Annotated in this window: 19 protein-coding genes; 13 read left to right on the top strand and 6 right to left on the bottom strand. The window is 65.5% G+C overall.

Features of this window, described 5'->3' with window-relative positions:
* Positions 1-20: 20 nt before the first annotated feature.
* Positions 21-1,247, bottom strand: coding sequence for a hypothetical protein (locus MKK62_RS11990; RefSeq protein ID WP_240260873.1), 1,227 nt, complete (start codon positions 1,245-1,247; stop codon positions 21-23).
* A 38-nt stretch (positions 1,248-1,285) separates the two neighbouring features.
* On the opposite strand from MKK62_RS11990, the gene MKK62_RS11985 reads away from it, so the two are divergent.
* Positions 1,286-1,900, top strand: a complete 615-nt coding sequence (locus MKK62_RS11985; RefSeq protein WP_240260874.1) for a TetR/AcrR family transcriptional regulator — start codon at positions 1,286-1,288, stop codon at positions 1,898-1,900.
* A 3-nt stretch (positions 1,901-1,903) separates the two neighbouring features.
* Here MKK62_RS11985 and MKK62_RS11980 read toward each other — a convergent pair whose 3' ends face one another.
* The gene (locus tag MKK62_RS11980; RefSeq protein WP_240260875.1) at positions 1,904-3,598 is read right to left on the bottom strand and encodes a serine/threonine-protein kinase PknH/PknJ; all 1,695 of its coding nucleotides are present in this window, start codon (positions 3,596-3,598) and stop codon (positions 1,904-1,906) included.
* Positions 3,599-3,678: 80 nt separating this feature from the next.
* On the opposite strand from MKK62_RS11980, the gene MKK62_RS11975 reads away from it, so the two are divergent.
* Positions 3,679-4,179, top strand: coding sequence for a nuclear transport factor 2 family protein (locus MKK62_RS11975; protein ID WP_240264189.1), 501 nt, complete (start codon positions 3,679-3,681; stop codon positions 4,177-4,179).
* A gap of 19 nt (positions 4,180-4,198) precedes the next feature.
* Here MKK62_RS11975 and MKK62_RS11970 read toward each other — a convergent pair whose 3' ends face one another.
* Positions 4,199-4,855 (bottom strand): L,D-transpeptidase family protein, encoded by a 657-nt coding sequence (locus MKK62_RS11970; protein ID WP_240260876.1) that lies wholly within the window; start codon positions 4,853-4,855, stop codon positions 4,199-4,201.
* 146 nt (positions 4,856-5,001) lie between these two features.
* Here MKK62_RS11970 and MKK62_RS11965 point away from each other — a divergent pair, with 146 nt between their 5' ends.
* The 5 genes from MKK62_RS11965 to MKK62_RS11945 all read left to right on the top strand — a co-directional run bounded on the left by MKK62_RS11965 (position 5,002) and on the right by MKK62_RS11945 (position 10,863).
* Positions 5,002-7,479: an ATP-binding cassette domain-containing protein gene (locus MKK62_RS11965; protein ID WP_240260877.1), complete on the top strand. Its 2,478-nt coding sequence runs from the start codon at positions 5,002-5,004 to the stop codon at positions 7,477-7,479.
* Between the two features lie 61 nt (positions 7,480-7,540).
* Positions 7,541-7,840, top strand: a complete 300-nt coding sequence (locus MKK62_RS11960; RefSeq protein WP_240260878.1) for a DUF2563 family protein — start codon at positions 7,541-7,543, stop codon at positions 7,838-7,840.
* A gap of 11 nt (positions 7,841-7,851) precedes the next feature.
* Complete coding sequence (locus tag MKK62_RS11955) at positions 7,852-9,780, top strand: TNT domain-containing protein (RefSeq protein ID WP_240260879.1); 1,929 nt, start codon at positions 7,852-7,854, stop codon at positions 9,778-9,780.
* A 1-nt stretch (position 9,781) separates the two neighbouring features.
* Positions 9,782-10,264 carry an Imm61 family immunity protein gene (locus MKK62_RS11950; RefSeq protein WP_240260880.1) on the top strand — a complete coding sequence of 161 codons (483 nt, stop codon included), beginning with the start codon at positions 9,782-9,784 and terminating at the stop codon, positions 10,262-10,264.
* Positions 10,265-10,401: 137 nt separating this feature from the next.
* A complete protein-coding gene (locus MKK62_RS11945; RefSeq protein ID WP_240260881.1) occupies positions 10,402-10,863 on the top strand; it encodes a hypothetical protein in 462 nt (153 codons plus the stop codon).
* A gap of 92 nt (positions 10,864-10,955) precedes the next feature.
* Here the strand turns inward: MKK62_RS11945 and MKK62_RS11940 are convergent, their stop codons facing one another.
* Complete coding sequence (locus MKK62_RS11940; RefSeq protein ID WP_240260882.1) at positions 10,956-12,200, bottom strand: HNH endonuclease signature motif containing protein; 1,245 nt, start codon at positions 12,198-12,200, stop codon at positions 10,956-10,958.
* Positions 12,201-12,265: 65 nt separating this feature from the next.
* Here MKK62_RS11940 and MKK62_RS11935 point away from each other — a divergent pair, with 65 nt between their 5' ends.
* Both MKK62_RS11935 and bluB read left to right on the top strand, forming a co-directional pair.
* Positions 12,266-12,748 (top strand): hypothetical protein, encoded by a 483-nt coding sequence (locus tag MKK62_RS11935; protein ID WP_240260883.1) that lies wholly within the window; start codon positions 12,266-12,268, stop codon positions 12,746-12,748.
* 95 nt (positions 12,749-12,843) lie between these two features.
* Positions 12,844-13,440: a 5,6-dimethylbenzimidazole synthase gene (bluB, locus tag MKK62_RS11930; protein ID WP_240264190.1), complete on the top strand. Its 597-nt coding sequence runs from the start codon at positions 12,844-12,846 to the stop codon at positions 13,438-13,440.
* A gap of 3 nt (positions 13,441-13,443) precedes the next feature.
* On the opposite strand, the gene MKK62_RS11925 is transcribed toward bluB, so the two are convergent.
* Positions 13,444-14,550, bottom strand: a complete 1,107-nt coding sequence (locus tag MKK62_RS11925; RefSeq protein ID WP_240260884.1) for an FHA domain-containing protein — start codon at positions 14,548-14,550, stop codon at positions 13,444-13,446.
* 318 nt (positions 14,551-14,868) lie between these two features.
* On the opposite strand from MKK62_RS11925, the gene MKK62_RS11920 reads away from it, so the two are divergent.
* The 4 genes from MKK62_RS11920 (at position 14,869) to stf0 (ending at position 18,335) form a co-directional block, all read left to right on the top strand.
* Positions 14,869-15,189: a WhiB family transcriptional regulator gene (locus MKK62_RS11920; protein ID WP_240260885.1), complete on the top strand. Its 321-nt coding sequence runs from the start codon at positions 14,869-14,871 to the stop codon at positions 15,187-15,189.
* 49 nt (positions 15,190-15,238) lie between these two features.
* Positions 15,239-16,006, top strand: a complete 768-nt coding sequence (locus MKK62_RS11915) for a hypothetical protein (RefSeq protein ID WP_240260886.1) — start codon at positions 15,239-15,241, stop codon at positions 16,004-16,006.
* A gap of 96 nt (positions 16,007-16,102) precedes the next feature.
* Positions 16,103-17,497, top strand: a complete 1,395-nt coding sequence (locus MKK62_RS11910) for a sulfatase family protein (protein ID WP_240264191.1) — start codon at positions 16,103-16,105, stop codon at positions 17,495-17,497.
* 34 nt (positions 17,498-17,531) lie between these two features.
* On the top strand, positions 17,532-18,335 hold the full coding sequence (stf0, locus tag MKK62_RS11905; RefSeq protein ID WP_240260887.1) for a trehalose 2-sulfotransferase: 804 nt from the start codon (positions 17,532-17,534) through the stop codon (positions 18,333-18,335).
* Between the two features lies 1 nt (position 18,336).
* Here stf0 and MKK62_RS11900 read toward each other — a convergent pair whose 3' ends face one another.
* A complete protein-coding gene (locus MKK62_RS11900; RefSeq protein WP_240260888.1) occupies positions 18,337-19,104 on the bottom strand; it encodes a trans-aconitate 2-methyltransferase in 768 nt (255 codons plus the stop codon).
* Positions 19,105-19,163 lie beyond the last annotated feature (59 nt).

The raw sequence follows: 19,163 nt of genomic DNA, 5'->3' as shown, positions 1-19,163 counted from the left end.
GCTTGACAGATCGTGCCGGGTCAGACCACGGTCAACGGCAGCGATCGACGCGGCTGGAATTGAAATGTCGCGCCGCCGCTGACTTTGGCGACCGAGACCTCCGGCAGCTCTTTGTGCGCAGAGTCGGTCTCGGTCAGCTCGGCGGTCCAGTCGGTGGCCGTCCCGGTGATCCGGACCTCGATATGCGGGTCGATGGCGGTCGCGATCGCTTGCAGCGGTTGAACGGACGCCGGCGAGCACAGCGAAATCCAGGCGGCGTCGTCGTGGGCCGGGGACTTGTGGATCGTCAATCCATCGCCCACTTCGGCATTGACGTAACCCAGCGGATTGATCAACGGGTGCAGCGCCAAAACTCTTCTCACGCCCTCTATTCCGCCTGGCAGGTCGAGGGCGCGGTGAATGCGCTCGGCGCCCAGACCAGCGACGCCGATCAACTGGCGAGTGCAGATCGAGTCGGCGAGCTCGATGTCGGACCCGGCGCGCGCCCGGACCGCGATCGCAAAGGACAGATACAGCAGATGCATCTGCAGGCAGACCTCATCGGCCATCCGCACCAGCGCCGAATGTGAGTACGCGCCGAAATCGAAGTCCGAGACGACCGGGCCCGAATAGTCGGCCAATCCTTCGCCGGAGCGGTCGATGTCATCGAGTTTCCAGGTGGCGGCGCGGGTTTCGGCAACAATGTCGAGCGCCGGAATACCTTCGACCGGGGGGTAGGACTCGTCGATGATCACGGTCCATGCGCAGTGCGGGTGCCGGTCCGAGGGCACCCGCGGCGGCCGGTGGATGGGCCGCACCTGGGCACGCGCGTTCGTCGCGACCGCGGTGGCGTCGAACGTCGGATCCTCGATGGTGTGGCACATTCCGAAGACGTAATCGTGACCCATCGGTTCGACGTCGAGCAGTGCCCCGCAGTAGTCGAGGTGGAACTCGCCGTGCCAGCGGTCGTGAATGGTGTAGCGGAAGTCCATGAACTGCGGCGGTGCGCCGATGTCGAGTTGCAGACCCTTGAAAATCGTTGGGACGTCCACACCTTCGTAATTCAGTGCCCGTTGCATGCGTCGGGTGTAGATCGGGCTCGCCCCGGCCCACTCCTCGATCGCGATCTGCACCATTTCGTCGCGCCCGAATTCCTGGATGCACCAGGCCATGCCGGAGCGGTCGATCATCTGCCCGATGAGCAGCAGCTCGGGAAGCAGCACGGCGAGCTGGTCGCGGGACAGCTGAGCGTAACGGGAATGACTCACCGGCCAAAAATAGAGCCGACTATGTTATAAAGTCAACAATGTCTATTGTCGCAGGCCAGAAGGCTTCTGCCAGCCCCACGCGGCGGACGAGCTCGCCCCGCAAGCGCGGCGACGACACCCGCGCCAAGATCATCGACGAGACTGTCCGCTGCATCGTGGAGGAAGGCTTCGCCGCCGCCACCGCGAAGCACGTCGCCGAGCGGGCAGGCGTCACCTGGGGCGTGATCCAATACCACTTCGGCGACCGCAACGGTCTGCTGATGGCTGTCGTCGACGACGGGGTGGCCCGGCTGCTGGACAGCCTGTCGTCGGCCGACGTCGCCGAGCTTCCGATGCGCGAGCGCATCGAGGTCGTGGTCGACATCGCCTGGAGCTGCTACAGCAGCCCGACCTCGATGGCGGCCTTCGAGATCCTGCGTGCCAACCGCGACGGGCCCGACGGCTCGTCGCGAAACCACCTGCTCGAGATGAATGCGGCCATCGGCCAACTCGGCCGGCTCATCACCGACGACCCCGCCAATGATGGTGTGGCCGAGGTTATCTGGGCGACGCTGCGGGGTGTGGTGTTGGCGCAGATGATCATCGGGACGCCGATCGACTGGCAACGCGAACGGCACGCGCTGATCGAGATGGTCACCCACTACCTGAGCTGAAGGTCAGCCCGGGATCCTCGCCGCGATGCCGTGCACGATGTCGAGGGCCTGTTCGGTCACGTCGTAGCGGCAGGCCGAGACGTCGATAGCGACGTTGTTGCGCACCGTTAGCGCCCGCTGACACTGCATGCCGCCACCGTCCTTCAGGGTCTGGGTCATGGTCATCGTGCCGTCCATGTCGGCCGGCGTGCCGGCGGTCCACAACTGCGGCGACGGCGGCGCCGGAAAGGTCAGCGACAGCGTGCGGCCCGAGCAACTGGCCCATTGCGATTCCTGGTCGGCCAGAAGCTTTTTGGCCGCGTCCGCAGTCGGGAAGCTGATCACGGCCTGGATGACGGCGTAGATACGCGGGCCGTCACCGGCATTGCGCAGCGCCTGCGATCGCACACCCGTCCATCCGGTGTCGGCGTAGACCAGGTGCTGCGCGGGCGCCATCACACCGATGCAGTCTTTCTGCAACAACTTCGGGGAATCGTCGATCACCGAATCGGCGAACGACTCCTGAACCAGATCCGCGGCGCCAACCATCCCGGCGACGCGCTCGGGTGGCAGCAGGAGCCCAGATAATGCGCTGCTGTTCAGCGGACCGGTGGCCGCGGCCGATGCCGGCACGCTGGTAGCCGCCGGCGACGCAGCGGGATGCGACCTCGTCCCCAAAACCGCCGCCACCACCAACGCGGCCACCACCACGACGACGGCGCCGATCAGCACGCCCAGGCGTGGTCCTCGCCCGACGGTCGAGGCGGTCACCGGCATCCCACGCAACCCCAAGGGAACCGTGCCCGTATACGGTCCGCCCCCCTGTCCGCCGCGATCGGGCGCCAGCGGGTTGGTCACCTGCCATGGCGCCGTCGTCGAACCCAGCTGGTCGTTGAGCGCCTCGGCGGCGGCGTCGGCGAAGTGGCGCGCCGACGCGAAGCGCTGAGCCGGGTCCTTCGCCATCGCGGTCGCGATCACCTGGTCCAGCTGTGTCGACAAGCTTGGCACCACGTCGGTGACCTTGGGTGGTGGCGCGTGCAGATGTGCGGCAATGACGGCCGCCGAACCGTTGGTCGTCGGATACGGCGGCTGCCCGGTCAACAGCCGAAACAGGCTGCAGGCCAACGAATACAGATCCGCCCGACCGTCGAACGGCTGGCCGGCCAGCACCTCGGGAGCCGCATAGGCCACCGTCGCCGTCACCGATCCGGTGGTCGTCAGCCCCGCGTCGTCAAAAGCGCGCGCAATGCCGAAGTCTCCCAGCAACACTCGCTCGTCAGGACCAATCGGCCCGGACAGCAGGAAGTTCGCCGGTTTGACGTCGCGGTGCACCACTCCGCGCTGGTGCGCATAATCCACCGCCTTGGCCACCTCGCCGAGAATGTGCACGGCCCGCGCCGGTGTCATGGTGCCGGCCTTCGACGCGGCGTTGGCGTCGGTGCCGTCGACGAATTGCATCGCGATCCACAGCTGGCCTTCGAATTCGCCACGCTGATGGATCGACACGATGTTGGGATGGTCCAGCGCCGAGGCTACGTCCGCTTCGCGGATGAACCGGGCCCGGAAATCCGCGTCGTTGGACAGCTCGGCGTTGAGCACCTTGAGCGCTTCGCTACGTGGCAGATCGGGGTTGCGTGCCAGGTACACGGTGCCCATGCCACCGCCGCCCAGCACCCGCTCGATCCGGTATCCGGCGAACAGCGAACCGGGGCTCAACATGGTGGCGTGTGTCCTTCGTGTCAACCCGGCGATTGCAGACGGCGGGGATAGTCGCCGATGCCGGGAGAATACCTGTCCGCATGTGCTGCAATGTCGAGATGAGCTCCCAAGGTCAGGACGCCCGGTTCGCCGACATCAATGCGATCGAACAGGTCAAGTACCGCTATCTGCGCGGACTGGACACCAAGCACTGGGACGACTTCGCCGACACCCTCACCGAGGACGTCGTCGGCGACTACGGGTCGTCGATGGGCGAAGAACACCATTTCACCAACCGTGCCGACCTCGTCGCATACATGCGTTCGTCGCTGCCGTCGAACGTGATCACCGAACATCGGGTCACCCACCCGGAGATCACCGTGACCGGCGACGAGGCGACGGGCATCTGGTACCTGCAGGACAAGGTGATCGTGGCCGAGTTCGACTTCATGTTGATCGGCGCAGGTTTCTATCGCGACACCTATCGGCGCACCGCAGACGGATGGCGCATCAGCGGAACTGGATACGACCGGACCTACGACGCGACCTTGTCGTTGAAGAATCTGGACTTCAAGCTGTCCGCGGGCATCGCCTTGGCCTGAAAGGCCTTGTCGCCGAACGCTACTGCGTGATCGCCATGACCGCGCCGGGCTTCAGCCACTGAATGACCTGCACCAGCTTGGCGTCGTCGATCGCGACGCACCCCTCGGTCGCGCCGCCGTCGGTGGTGTGGAAGAAGAACGCCGCGCCCTTGCCGGGTTGCCGATTCGGGTTGACGCCCATCACGACCGCGTGCTTGTACTGCGGAATCTCCAGGTTTTCGCTCGCACCGGTGTCGAACGGACACTGCGTCTTCTGGCACACCTGCATGGTGTTGAACGTCGGGCTGCCGTCGTCGCCGTTCCACCAGTGATTCGACCCGACCTGAACGTATTTCAAACCGCCGCCCGGGTTCGGCGCCGTCCCGAACGCGAAAGGCAGGGCGAACACACCCATCGGTGTGGCCGGATAGCCGCTCTTGGCCTGTGGCGCAAGGCCTGCCGATCCGATGTGAGTGGGGATGCCGGCCTCGACTGGTTGCCAGCCGGACGCCGTTCGTTGGTAGATGTCCATCTTCGCGTTCGAACCGCCGGTGCCGACAACGGAAATCACTTGAGTGGCGTTGCCCACCGAAGGTGCAAACCAGGGTGCGCCGACTGCACCCCCCTTCGGAGCTGTCGCCATGGGTACAACGGCTGCGCACACCGCAGCGCACAGAAGACCCAGCAGTCGGCGCACCGTCTAATCGTCTGTGCACTCGGATCGACGCGTCAAGTCAAGGTTTAGCGTCGATCGTGTTACCGCGAGGCCGCGGGACGCTGCTGTGGTCGCTTGCACACCGATATGTTCGTAAGCGTTGGTTCACCGGGTATAGAAAGCACCACATGTCCCCCACAGATCGCCGCCGTCCGCCCTTCGACGGTGCCCGTACCACGCAATTCGCGACAGCGAGCGGCGTCAGCGTGCCTCCGCTGACGGTGTGGGTCGGGTCGGCGATGTACACCTTCCCGGACGATCGCGACGTCATCGTGGGCCGTGACCGCGACTGTGACATCTGCTTCGACGACGTCAACCCCGAAGACCTGACCTTGATATCGCGGGTGCACGCGATTCTGCGGCTCGACGGCGGCCGCTGGGTCGTTGTCGACAAGAGCCAGAACGGCATCTTCGCCGACGGTTCGCGCGCCAACGTGATCCCGGTTCGCGACGGCCTGAGCGTCGCGTTGGGCAGCCCCCGGGGACCCAGGTTGTCGTTTCGGGTCGCGGGCGCGCCGGGGGGCCCGATGCGCCGCGACAACGCCGCCACAGCAATGTTCCGTGTGCCGAGTCGGCAGCCTGCGCCTCCGCCGCCCTCTGCGCCCCCTCCGGTCTCGCGCCCCTTGCGGACGCAGGCGCGGCCGTCGCCACGGTCGGCACCACAGCCTCAGCCCAGCCGACCCGTTCCTGCGCGCGAATCGATGACTATCGGCCGTGCCAAGACCAACAGCGTCGTCGTCGAGGACGCCTTGGCCTCCCGGGTGCACGCGATGGTGTCGTCCACGCCGTCCGGTTTGGAGATACGGGACAACAACAGCAGTAACGGCACTTTCGTCAACGGCGTCCTGATTGCCGGCCCCAAGCTGTTGCGCGACGGCGACGTCGTCACGATCGGCAACACCGACCTGCTCGCGACGGGCAACACCCTGGTCCCCCAGCCGGCGGCGGCGCGCAACCGGGGGCTGACGGCGCATGGGCTGGCGTTGACGATCGACGGGCGGCAATTGCTGCAGGACGTGTCCTTCTCCGCGAAACCCGGGACGTTGACCGCGGTGATCGGGCCGTCCGGGGCCGGGAAGTCGACGTTGGTAAAGCTGGTCGGCGGTGCGCTCCCCCGCAGCGCGGGCCTGGTCGCCTTCGACGGACACGACGTACACGCCGAGTACGCGTCGATGCGCTCGCGGATCGGGATGGTGCCCCAGGACGACGTTGTGCACCGCCAGCTGACCGTCGAGCAGGCCTTGAATTTCGCCGCCGAACTGCGGCTGCCGCCGGACACCACCGCCGGCGATCGTCGAGGAGTCGTGTCGAGGGTGCTCGACGAGTTGGAGTTGACGCCGCACAAGGACACCCGAGTCGACAAGCTGTCGGGCGGTCAGCGTAAGCGCGCGTCGGTGGCGATGGAGCTGCTTACCGGCCCGTCGCTGCTGATCCTCGATGAGCCGACATCGGGCCTCGACCCGGCGCTGGATCGTCAGGTGATGACGATGCTGCGGCGGCTCGCCGACGCGGGCCGGGTGGTGATCGTCGTGACCCACTCGCTGACCTACGTCGGGATGTGCGATCAGGTCCTGTTGCTCGCGCCCGGCGGCAAGACGGCCTTCGCCGATCCGCCGGGGCAGATCGGCTCGGTGATGGGCAGCACCGACTGGGCCGACATCTTCGCTCGCGTCAGTACCGACCCCGACGGCGCGCACCGCGCATACCTCACCCGTCACCCCCCGTCCCCGCGCGGACCGTCACCGACCGCCGGCGCGGCCCCGCTCGGCCAACCTCCGCGGACCAGTTCATGGCGGCAGGTGCTGACGTTGGTGCGTCGCCAGACGCGGTTGATCACCGCCGACCGTGGCTACTTCGCGTTCCTGGCAGTGCTGCCGTTCGTGCTGGGCGTGCTCTCGCTCGCGGTGCCCGGCAATACCGGGCTCGGGCAGGCCGGTGCGACCGAAGAGCCGATCGACATCTTGATCCTGCTCAACATCGGCGCGGTGTTCCTCGGGACCGCGCTGACGGTTCGCGACCTGGTCGGCGAGCGGATGATCTTCCAGCGTGAGCGCGCCGTCGGGTTGTCCGCATCGGCCTACCTTTTTGCGAAAGTCATCGTCTACAGCATCGCGGCCTTGATCGGTACGGCGGTCATGGTCGCGATCATGACGATCGGCAAGGGCACGCCATCGCACGGCGGGGCGTTACTGGGACACGGCGTGGCGCAGAGTGTTTTGGAGCTGTATCTAGGCCTGGCGTTGACGGCGATCACGTCGGCGATGGTGGGGCTGACGCTGTCCTCGCTGGCCCGATCCACCGAGCAGGTGCTGCCGATGCTGGTGGTCACGATCATGGTGTCCATGGTGCTGGCCGGCGGCCTGATTCCGGTCACCGGACGGCTGGTGCTCGACCAGCTGGCCTGGTTCGTGCCCGCCCGTTGGGGTTTCGCAGCCTCGGCGTCGACGGTCGACCTGAACGCCGTCGAGGTCGGCTTGCCCATGGACCGGTTGTGGCGGCATGTGTCCGGGGCCTGGCTGCAAGACATCGGCATGCTGGCAGCTTTGGGAGTGGTGCTGGCCGGCCTGGTCCGCTACCGGCTGCGACTGGGTAAGCGGGCCCGCTGAACTGAATTGACGGCCCTGTCACCGGTAGTAGCGTTGAGGCTCCATCGGAGAAGGGTGCGCGATGTTCGTCGACACCGCCAAGCTGCATTCGGGAGCGGACAACTCCTATTCCGCGAGCGAGCATGCGCAGGCAGGGGCCAACCACCTCGCTGGTTCGCCCCCGATGTCCGGGATGTTCGGCGATTTCGCCGATGCCGACGATTTTCACGAAGCGATTGCCAGCGCCCACGCCCAACACGTTCGCTCGTTGCAAGATCACCACGAACGCCTCGATGACGTCGGCGCCAAGGCGCATCGCGCAGGATCAGAGTTCACTGCGATGGACGACCACAACGCATCGGAGTTGCGCAGACTCCGGTGACGCTCCAGCACATGAGCCCTGGGCTGCTCTCCATGTTCGCCGGGGGCGATCCCTGGACGGTCAATGCGTCACTGCAGAGCGGACGTCCCGCGCAAATCGCTGCGCTGGCACAGGCCTTTCACAACGCAGGGCAGTCGACACAGGAAGCTGACCGCGCCTTCGCCGAGGCCCGCACCCAGTTCGAAGCCTGGACGAACAACAGCGGGCAACAACCCATACCTAACTCGACCGAGGTCCAGAACACTGTCAACGGGTTGAAGCTGCAAGCCAACCAGTTACCCCTCATTGCAGTCGACCTGGAAAGAATCGCGGCGGCACTGGCTCAAACGCAGGGAACCGCAACCGGATACATCAACACGCTGAATGCCCGGCTCCAACAGCTCGATGATTGGATCGGCCAGGCCGAAGACCTGATCAAACAGGACCAAGATCTGCTCGCCCAAGCCGATGACGAAGACGACGTCGCCGAACTCGAGGACGACATCGACCAACTCGAGCAGTACATCGAGGACTGCGAACGAGAAGCCATCGAAGACACCAGGGAGACGCTGCACGCACTCCAGCGAATCCGCGACGAGTATGCGGACGGGTTGAAGAAAGCCAAATCGAACCTGTCGACCGATGGCCTCGACCCGAATTCGATCTACGGGGTCGACGGCGTGGCCGCGAAGCCCGGTGACGTTCCCCCGTCAGGCCTCGAGGCTTCGCAGTTGGCGGACCTCAACCACCTCGTCAACCAAGCGGTCGTCGATCAAATGGCGAAGGTGCGCGCCGCACAGAAGGCCGTCGATGATGCGGCGGCTGCCGCTTACAAGGGCGGCGCCGGGTCGCCGGAAGCCCTGGCTGCGATGAACCGGCTCCCAGAGCTGAAGAAGAACCTTGCGGACGCGCTCAACGACCTGGGCAAGTTACCGGACTACGGCGGCATCGATCCTTCGGCGCTGCGGTCCAGCGCCGACGGGCACTTTTTATTCGGTTATGACGCCGAAGGACATCCGGTTCAGGTCACCGGTCAGCTCAAGAACGGCACGGGCGAAATTTTCGACCAGGGCCGCGGCACGTACTACACCTTCAAGGACGGCAAGCTCGTCGGGATGCGCACGCCCGATCCGGGACGCGCCGAGGCGACGGACGAACCGCTGCTGTCTGCCGTCATGCTGGCGACCGGGGTTGGGCCCGAAGCCAAAGCCGCCAGCGAGGGCGCAATCCAAGGATTCAAGTCGCTTCTCGAGCGACGAGCGGTGGGCTTGGGCGAGAACATCACCTCCGACAACGTATTGGCGCGAACCTTCAGTGCGGCCGAAGCCCGCACCGAGCAGGCGCAGCAACAGCTCGCCGCCGAGCACACGCCCGCCTCGCTTCCACCGAGCGTCGCGGCCGAGCATCCCCCGCCGGTTGTTTCAGCCGAACATCCGCCGGTGCCGGCACACGAGCCAGCTCCCGTAGAGCACGCCCCGCCGGATCCGCCAGGTTTAGTAGCGCATCCGTTGCCCGCAGAATCTTCGCTGTTCGAGGGCTATCACCCGGTCGACCCAGGCCCGGAATTCACCAACGCCGACGGCAGCTTGATATATCCCGACCAGTCACTTCCGAGTAAGCCTTACGCCGTTCCAGGAACCATCGTTCCAAATGCGCAGCTTGCCCCGGGCACGGAATTGAGTCGGTTCGGCTTCCCAGGTGGCGAATACCTTGCTCCCGACGGCACACCGTTCGCCCAGCTATCACTTCCTCCGTCAAGCGCGTTGAAACCGTATTGCGAGTACGTCGTGGCGGACCCTGCGAAGCTTCCCCCGGGCTGGCAAATCGAACAATCTGAGGTGGCGCCGTGGTTTCACCAGCCAGGCGGAGGCACTCAATACCGGATCATCGCGCCCAGGGGCCAAGAGCCGTCAGTGCAGGAGTTGCTGGACTGGGGATACTTGAAACCGAAAGGAAAATGACGTGACGGACTTTTCTCGACTGTCCAAAAGTTGGATCACGTGGTCAACGGTGGCCGGCATACCTGGTGCGACGGTATCGACCGAATGCGATGACTGCGAGGTCGCGTTCCTCTCGGACGACGACTCGGTTCACTTGAGACACGAAGCCGACTGGTGGAAGATCGACGTCGTCAATGATCGAGGTCAACGGTACGAAGATGTCGCCTCACTCTCGAACTATGGACTTGTGGAAAAATTCTTGATCTGGCGTTGGGCGTCTCTGGCACGCACGACGATCGGCGCCAAGCAATTGGGCGCAGAACTTCACGCCAAAGGCCTGTGCAGCGCCGTTGAGTTTGTCCGTACACAGCGCGAGTATGTGGTCGAATTGCGGCACGGAAACGATAGGGCCGTCGTCTCAGAAGCCAGCGCAGTGGTCTTCAGTCACGTCATGACCATGTCAGTGGAGGAGATTGAAAACCTTGTTTCGCAGGATATTTCGTAGTCGCAGAGACCGGCAGGCGACTGGTGAGACGGTAGGAAATATCCGGATTGGCAATACTCTCTGTCCCCGTACTAGTGAGCTTTCAGCGCTTGTGACCCGATGGCTCAACGGGAGAGCAACTGCCGCCGCCTTCAGTGGTGCACGTGGCAACGTTTGAGATCGTAGATATCGACTACGACCAGACCGGATTTGGTGGAGGACAGGGAGTAGCCGAAGTTAGAGCGCAATTGCCGCGCACCGCAAAACTCACCCGGCGCCTTGCCGGCCCGGACCGCGACGACTACTTCCTAGCGATCCTGGAAAATCCGATCAGATATCACCCATCGCCGCCATTCGATTGGTCGAGAAGCCCGGAGAGGTTTACCGCGACTGACGACAGCGGCCGATTCATCTGGGTCTACGGAATCATCATCGCCGCGTTGATGACCGGGACGCAGATACATGCAGGGATGAAAAATTTCGCGGTAAACCTCGCCTTTGTCATCGACCACACCGCAGGCAGCGACGAGATGCTGGATTTTGGCAAGTGCGACTCGATCGGCTGGGCGACGATCAATGACGTTGACACGAAAGAACTCGGTTCGTCAGTTTCGCCGTAGAAACGGCATCCGATTCAAGGCTGGATCTCTATTCGGACCGAGAGCTCATGCGTCGCAATGCTTTTCATCTCGAAGGTAGCGATCCGACCCACCTAGTTGTTCGAAGGCGGCGCCTGTGGTTGGTAGGGGGTGTACCACCACCATTGGGCGCGTTCGCCCAGTGGTCCGGGGTAGGCCGGGACGTCGGGCGGGGGTTGTGTGGGTGGATGGGCCAGTGCGGCTCCGCTGAGCGGGTGGCCGTCTTCGTCGGTGACCGTGAGGTTGGTGGCGGGTCCGGTCAGGGTGATGCCGCCCTGGTGGTGCAGGCGGTGGTGATAGGGGCAGACCAGGACCAGGTTGTCCAACTCGGTGGGGCCGCCGTCTTCCCAGTGCCGCAGGTGGTGGGCGTGCAGACCGCGGGTGGCCCCGCAGCCGGGAACCACGCAGGCCCGGTCGCGGCGCTCCAGCGCGCGGCGCAGCCGCCGGTTGATCACCCGGGTTGATCGCCCGGCGCCGATAGGTTGGCCGGCGCGTTCGAACCACACCTCACACGTCGCATCACAGCTCAGATACTGGCGTTCGGCGTCGGTCAGCAGCGGACCCAGATGCAGGCCGCCAACCTGCTGGTCGACATCGACGTGCACCACCACGGTGGTGTGCGCGCCGTGCGGGCGACGCGCGGCCTCAACGTCCCAGCCGGATTCGACCAGCGCCATGAACGCCTCCAGGGTGCCCGGCAGCGGCGGGCGGTCCCCGACCCCGCCCGCACCGCCGTCGTGGTCTTGCTTCCACTGCGCGACCAGCGCATCGCGATGCGAGGCCAAAGCCGCATCGAATTTCGCGGCGTCGTGGTGCGGGAGTTTGATCCGCCACCAGCTGAACCGTTCATCGCCACCGCGGGTGATCGAGGGCTGCGGCGGCGGCCCGGGCTCGGGTTCGGGGCGCGGCTCCAAACTCACCGCGGTCCGCAACTGGCTGACCGTCGCCACGGCCGCCAACTGCGCGTAATGGGCATCCGAACCCGCACGGGCGCGGCCGGCGATCACCCCGACCTGATCCAACGACAACCGGCCCTCCCGCAAACCCGCAACACAGCGGGGAAACTCCTCCAGTCGCCCCGCCACCGCCGCAATCGTGTGCGCATTAGCTGATGACGAGCCCAGCTTCCAGGCCAGCAACGCCGCCACCGACCGCGCACCCGTGGCCCCCCACAACTGATCGCCGTCGATCTCCGCGGCGATCTGCACAATCCGCCCATCGATCGCATTGCGCTGACCGGCGAGCTCCGACAACTCCGCAAACAACACCTCGAGGCGCTCGCCACGGCTCACCTCAGGTGACGGCGCGACCACAGACATGACGCCATCATCACACCGAGCACCGACAAAAAACCGGCCGCCGGGATGGCGGTAATACTGGAGTGATGCCGGTCTTCGTCCGCAGGCTATTCGGCATCGGCAAGCTGCCCACCGACGTGCGCGCAGAGGCCGAAGCCGAGGGCCTCCTCTACCTCGCCGACTTCGTCCCCGTCACCCGCCGATTCAGTGGGGCGATCCCAGGGCTGCGGTCGTCACACAGTGTCGCCAGCTATGTCGGGTCGGTCGTATTCACCTCGCGGCGCGTGCTGGCCACGTTGTCGTCGCTACCCAAACTGGCCGGCCCCACCGTCGACGAAGCTTGGGATGCAATGCAATTCGGCGCCGCGACAGCGGTGATATCGTCGACGGGGTTGCAGGTCGAAACCGACGTCGACGACATCGACGAAACCTTTTCCGGCCACCTCTCCCTGCATTACAAGCTCGACATTCCCGGCGACGTGCTAGCTACCTTGCCCCGGCGCACGCTGAACTTCGACATGCCGCCGGCCAACGTCCTGCGCGCGGTCGGCGTCACCTACCGCCCTTAGGCGCCGGCGGTTTCTACGATGGGTCTGTGGACGACCACGCATTCAGCACCTCGGAGCGGCAGGCGATCTACCGGGTGATCGCCGAACGCCGCGACATGCGGCGATTCGTCCCGAACAGCAAGGTGCCCGAGGACGTCCTGGCCCGCCTGCTGCAGGCGGCGCACGCCGCGCCCAATGTCGGCTTGATGCAGCCGTGGCGATTCATCCGCATCACCGACGAGGCGTTGCGTCGGCGCATCCACGCTCTGGTCGACGACGAACGTCTGCAGACCGCCCACGCGCTCGGCCCGCGCGCCCAGGAGTTCCTCGCCCTCAAGGTCGAAGGCATCCTCGATTGCGCGGAGTTGCTCGTCGTTGCGCTCTCCGACGGCCGCGACAGCTACGTGTTCGGCCGTCGCACGATGCCGCAAATGGACCTGGCATCCGTGTCGTGCGCCATCCAAAACCTCTGGCTGACAGCGCGATCCGAAGGCCTCGGCATGGGATGGGTTTCGCTGTTCGATCCACCGGCGTTGGCCTCGCTACTGTCGATGCCCGCCGACGCCGAGCCGGTCGCGATCCTGTGCCTGGGTCCGGTGCCCGACTTCCCCGACCGGCCGTCGCTGGAATTGGACGGCTGGGCGTTAGGTCGCCCGCTGTCTGAGTTCGTCTCGAAGAATCACTGGGGATACCCGCCGGACCACACGATGTGACACTCAACTAATCGCAAGTTGGGCGATGAGCGTTTCGATTGCCGCGGCGGCGTCAGGCGGCACGGAACGCTCGGCTTCGGCGTCCAGGAGCGCCTCCGTCGAAACGCCCGCGGCGTTGGCGGCCTCGTCGACGTTCAGTTCGGCGCGATGGCGCGCGCCGTAGAGCCGCTGCCCAAGCGTGGCCGACGGCGACTTGGCCGCCTGCAGCATGAGCTCGTTGTAGCGCCGTCGGACCGCGCTGAGCGCCAGCACGACCGACGGGGTGCCGCGAGCATTGCGAGCGGCGTTGGCGGCCAACGTTTCCAGTTGGCGCAGAGTGGCCAGGATCGGAGTGACTCGCTGGGTGAAGTCGGGCGCCGACGGATCAGGCAGCGCCTCGACCGCCGTGCCGATTCCGTGCATCGCAAGCTCGACCGCCTCGGCCATCATTGGCGCCTGAATCGTGTCGGTCAGCACCTCGGTGACGTCGTTGCTCGGGGCAATCGGACTGCCGTTGCGGATGCGGGCGATGGTGCCGGGCGGCCAGTCGAGGACCTCCTCCAGCTTGGCCAGCGTCCCGCGCCGCGGCCAGCTGCGTCCCTTCTCGAACGCGATCAGGGTGCCGGCGTTGATCACCTTGTCCCTGGCCAGGCTGCGCTGGGTGATATCGAGCTCGCGCCGACGGGCGGCGACCGCACGACCGGCGCGGGCCACGTCGGGATCCGTCTCGGCGAGTTCGTCCCATTGATCCTCGTCATCAGGGTCGTCCGGCTCGTTTTCGACCCCAGTTCGCACGGTCTCGCCCCGTGGTCCGGCGGGCATCAGCGTCACCGGAATGCCGTCCGCGTCACCGAAGTGGACCGTCATCGGGCCGGTGATCAGCGCGGAGTTGCGACGCACGCCGTCGACGAATATCCCGTTGGTGCTGGTGTCGATCAGCTGCCACCCGTCGTGGCGCGGCTCCAGCCGGACGTGCGACCGGGAGATCCGACCGTCGTTGAGGCGCACGGTCGCCGACGGATCCCGGCCGATGACGGCCACGCCGTCGTCAGCCTTCAACGGATGTGACTGAGATCCGATCCGGACCGTCAAATCGGGGATGGCTGCGGATGCGCGCTGCCCAGTTGTCATCGCAGACTCCATGAAGTCGAATCGGTGCTACGTCTCTGCTGCAATATGCCGAAGCGCATTGGTCACCACAGCGCTTCGTTTTTGATGCTAAACCACCGCGGTTTTCGGCACATAAAGAAGCCTTATCGGCTCCATAGCGTTTCACCATAGCACCCTTAGACCGTGTTTTAGCACGTCAGTGGGCCTCTTTGGCACTCCTGTCCGCGCATGCAGCGTTTCGCAGCATCGCTACGATTTAGTTGTTGCGCTGCTGCGACAGACGTCCTAAAGTCGTAGCAATAGCGATGCGAGTGCATCGCACCAGGAGAGGTACTTGCTATGACTGCCACGCTGTTGGCGCTGACCGCGCCGTCCGACGAGTTCGTCCCGATCTGCACGACTGATCCGGAGCGATGGACTACCCGCCCGGACGACGAGGCGAAAACTCTCTGCCGGGCCTGCCCGGCCCGCTGGCGTTGCGCCCGCGAAGCCTGGGAAACTCCCGGTTCCGAAGGCCTGTGGGCGGGCGTCGTGATTCCTGAGTCCGGCCGCGGGCGCGACTTCGCGCTACGCCAATTGCGATCTCTAGCCGCACACGGGGGCTACCCGGTGCGGCCGGGCTACCGCGCGCGGCGCCGCATCGCCCTGCCCGGCGCGTAGCGCGTCGCAGATCCGAAGCCTGTGGCCTGGCGGCGGTTACGATGCCGGGGTGCAACCTCCGCCGCCGGGTCCGCCGCCTCAATGGGGACCCCCACCGGGCGATAACTGGGAGCACATGGGGCCCGAGCACACGGCGCCGGGTTCCGGCGGGCAGCCGAGTCCGGAGAACTTTGGCCGGCAACCACCGCCCGGGTACGGTGCACAGCACTGGAGCGGTTACGGTCCCCCCACGCCGGCGCCGACGTCGCAGCCGACCATCGGCTGGATCAGCCTCGCCGCCACTGGATTGCTCGGTTTGCTCGGAGCGACCCTGACACTGACGCTGTGGATCAACCTGAAGAGTTCGGTGAGCCGCGCGACGGACGTGTGCAACCGGTTCGGCGGCGAGTACGCCAGCTTGTGCCGACACCAGATCGAAAAGATGGTCCCCACGGTGCCGGTGGCCTTGGTGGTTTGCCTCTTCCTGATCGTCGCGGCAAGCCTCGCGGCGACAGCGGGAGCGGTGATGCTAATTCTCAAACGGCAACTGGGGCAGTTCCTGCTCCTCGGTGGCGGCATCGTCATGCTCGTGCTGTCGATCGGTGTAGAGGCCCGGTACGGCGCCACGAGTCGAGTTACATACGACCTGATTGCAGGTCTGGTCATAGCGGTGATCGGCGGCGTGATGTTCGTTCCGGCCTTCCGGGTGATGTTGGGCTTGCCGCCGCACGTGCTGAGCAGTCCGAGGCCGGGGGGCTATCAGGGCGGTGGGCCCTGGCCTTCCGGACCTCCTCCGCCACCGCAATACGGACCTCCCGGCCCCCCGCAGCAGTGGTGAGCGGCTCCGTCGGACAGGCCCCACCGCACGCCGCGGATCGCCGTGGCCGATAACGTCGACGGGGCCCGGCAGGCAAGCCTGGAGGAGGTGGCGGCGATCGGCAGTACAGACCCGGACGCGCAGCGCGACAATGTGCTGCTCGTGCACTGGCACGACTTGGGCCGTTATCTGGGTGTCTACGGTCACCCCGACGTCTCGAGTCCGAGGCTCGACCGGTTGGCCGCCGAGGGCATCCTGTTCACCAGGGCGCACGCCACCGCGCCGTTGTGTTCCCCGTCGCGCGGTTCGCTGTTCACCGGGCGGTATCCGCAGAGCAACGGCCTGATGGGACTGGCTCACCACGGGTGGGAGTATCGCCCCGGCGTCCGCACCCTTCCCCAGATTCTTTCGGAAAGCGGTTGGTACTCAGTCTTATTCGGAATGCAGCATGAAACCTCCCATCCGGCGCGGCTGGGGTTTGACGAGTTCGACGTCTCGAACTCGTACTGCGAGTACGTTGTCGAGCAGACTCAGCGCTGGCTTCGGAACCACGATGACGATCAGCCGTTCCTGCTGACTGCGGGATTCTTCGAGACGCACCGCCCTTATCCGCGGGACCGCTACGAACCCGCCGACGTCGACACCGTCGACCCGCCGGAGTATCTGCCTGATGTCGTCGAGGTGCGCCAGGACCTCGCCGAGTTCTACGGGTCGATCACCACCGCCGACGCCGCCGTCGGGCAGCTACTCGACACGCTCGCGGACACCGGGTTGGACGCCACCACCTGGGTGGTGTTTCTCACCGACCACGGCGCGGCGTTCCCGCGAGCCAAGTCGACGCTATACGAGGCGGGCACCGGAATCGCGATGATCGCTCGACCGCCGACTCGAATGAATGTGCCGCACAAGGTTTATGACGACCTTTTCAGCGGGGTCGATCTGTTGCCGACGCTGCTCGACCTGCTTGGCATCGCCAAGCCGTCCGACCTCGAAGGCATTTCGCATGCACAGGCATTGGTGGGCGAGGAGCTCGGGGAGCCGGTGCGCGACCACGTCTACACCACCAAGACGTTTCACGACTCGTTCGATCCCATCCGTGCGATCCGGACGAAGGATTTCAGCTACATCGAGAACTACGCCCGTCGGCCGCTGTTGGACCTTCCGTGGGACATCGAAGAAAGTCCATCCGGACATGCGGTGGCACCGTTGATCACGGCTCCGCGCCCGGAACGTGAACTGTACGACCTGCGCGCGGACGCGGGCGAAACAAACAATTTGTTGGCCGGCGAGGTGACCGAGCATGCCGACCGGATTGCCACCGAACTTGCTGTGCGCCTGCATGACTGGCGCGAGCAGACCAACGATGTGATTCCATCCGATTTCGCCGGCACCCGGATCGCGGCCCGCTACACCGAGACATATTTGCAGATCTACGACAAGGCGCCGACGAGTCGCTCGGGTATCGCAGTCGACCGCGGAATCGACGTCGCGATCCGTCACACCGATCCGTAAACACGGCTCTGCGCCGTCCGGTTAGGCTCTCTCGGTGCCCGATCATCCCACGTCCTATCTCGTGCTCGCCTCGCAGCGCTGCGGCAGCACGTTGTTGGTCGAGTCGCTGCGGGCCACCGGCAGCGCGGGCGAGCCGCAGGAGTTCTTCCAGTACCTGCCGACCACCGGGATGGCGCCGCAACCGCGGCAATGGTTTGCCGACGCCGAAGACGAGACGATCCTGCATCTGCTCGACCCGCTGGACCCAGGCACACCGGACACCTCGTCGTCGGTCGCCTGGCGTGAGCACATCCGTAGCTCGGGCCGCACACCCAACGGTGTCTGGGGTGGCAAGCTGATGTGGAACCAGACTCCCCTACTGCAGCAACGGGCGTCGTCGCTGCCCGATCGCTCCGGCGACGGCCTGCGGGCGGCAATCAAGGACGTCATCGGTAACGAGCCGGTCTATGTGCATGTGCACCGGCCGGACGTGGTGTCGCAGGCGGTGTCGTTCTGGCGAGCGGTACAGACGCGGATGTGGCGTGGCCGCCCTCATCCCGAGCATGAGGCGAAGGCCACCTATCACGCCGGTGCGATCGCCCACGCCGTCGCGATGCTGCGCGAGCAAGACGAGTGCTGGCGCGCCTGGTTCGCCGAAGAGGGTATCGAGCCGATCGACGTCCCCTATCCGGCGCTGTGGCGCAATTTGTCGTCGATCGTCGCAACGGTGTTGAAAGCGATCGGTCAGGATCCCCGGCTGGCTCCGCAGTCAGCGCCGAAACCCCCGGACGAGGAGCACGCCGACGAATGGGTCGATCGCTACCGCGACGACGCCCGGCGGCTGGGCTTGCCGCAATAGGTCAGCCGCCGACCCGCGCGACGAAGAACACCCGCCGGAACGGGTAGAACGTGACGCCGTCTGGACGTGACGGATACGCCTCTGCCAGCAACGGGATGAGCTCTTCACAAAAGCGTTGGTATTCCGCCTCATTGAGCTGTTCCTTGACGGGCGTCAGCGCGGTGCCGCTGATCCAGTCCAATACCGGGTGCTCGCCGGTGAGTTCGTGAAGGTATGTGGTCTCCCAGGCGTCGACCGTGCACCCGGCATCGATCAGCAGATCGGCATACCGCGCCGGCTCGTCGACCACCCTTCCGCCCTGAAACGGAATGCCGCGCAACTTGTTTGCAAATGGCTCGCGGCCAGCGACAATGCGAGCCGCAGCGTGCGAAGGGGATTCGAAGTTCCCCGGCATCTGGATGGCGATCCACGCCCCGGCGGTCAATTGACCCGCCCACCGAACGAACAGCTCGCGGTGCTCGGGTACCCACTGCATCGCGGCGTTGCTGAGCACGACGTCGGTATCGGGCTGCGGCGTCCAGGATCTCAGGTCGGTGACCGACGCGTCCACCCCGCGTCCTTGAGCCGCCTCGACCATCTCCGGTGAGCTGTCGATGGCCTCGATGCGCGCGTTCGGCCAGCGGCGAGCCAGCTCACCGGTGAGAGTGCCCGGCCCGCAGCCGAGGTCGACGACCCGGCGAGGCTCGGCCGGCCCCACCCGGGCCAGCAGGTCGTAGAACGGGCGGGCCCGGTGATCGGCAAAGCCGAGATAGATGTCCGGATCCCACATGGTGGTCCTCCTGTTCAACCGCGCTGGAGCCGACTGATATAGACAACGTATTACCTGCC

Source organism: Mycobacterium paraterrae, assembly GCF_022430545.2.
Lineage (GTDB): Bacteria > Actinomycetota > Actinomycetes > Mycobacteriales > Mycobacteriaceae > Mycobacterium > Mycobacterium paraterrae.
This window is presented reverse-complemented; position numbering and strand designations above follow the sequence as displayed.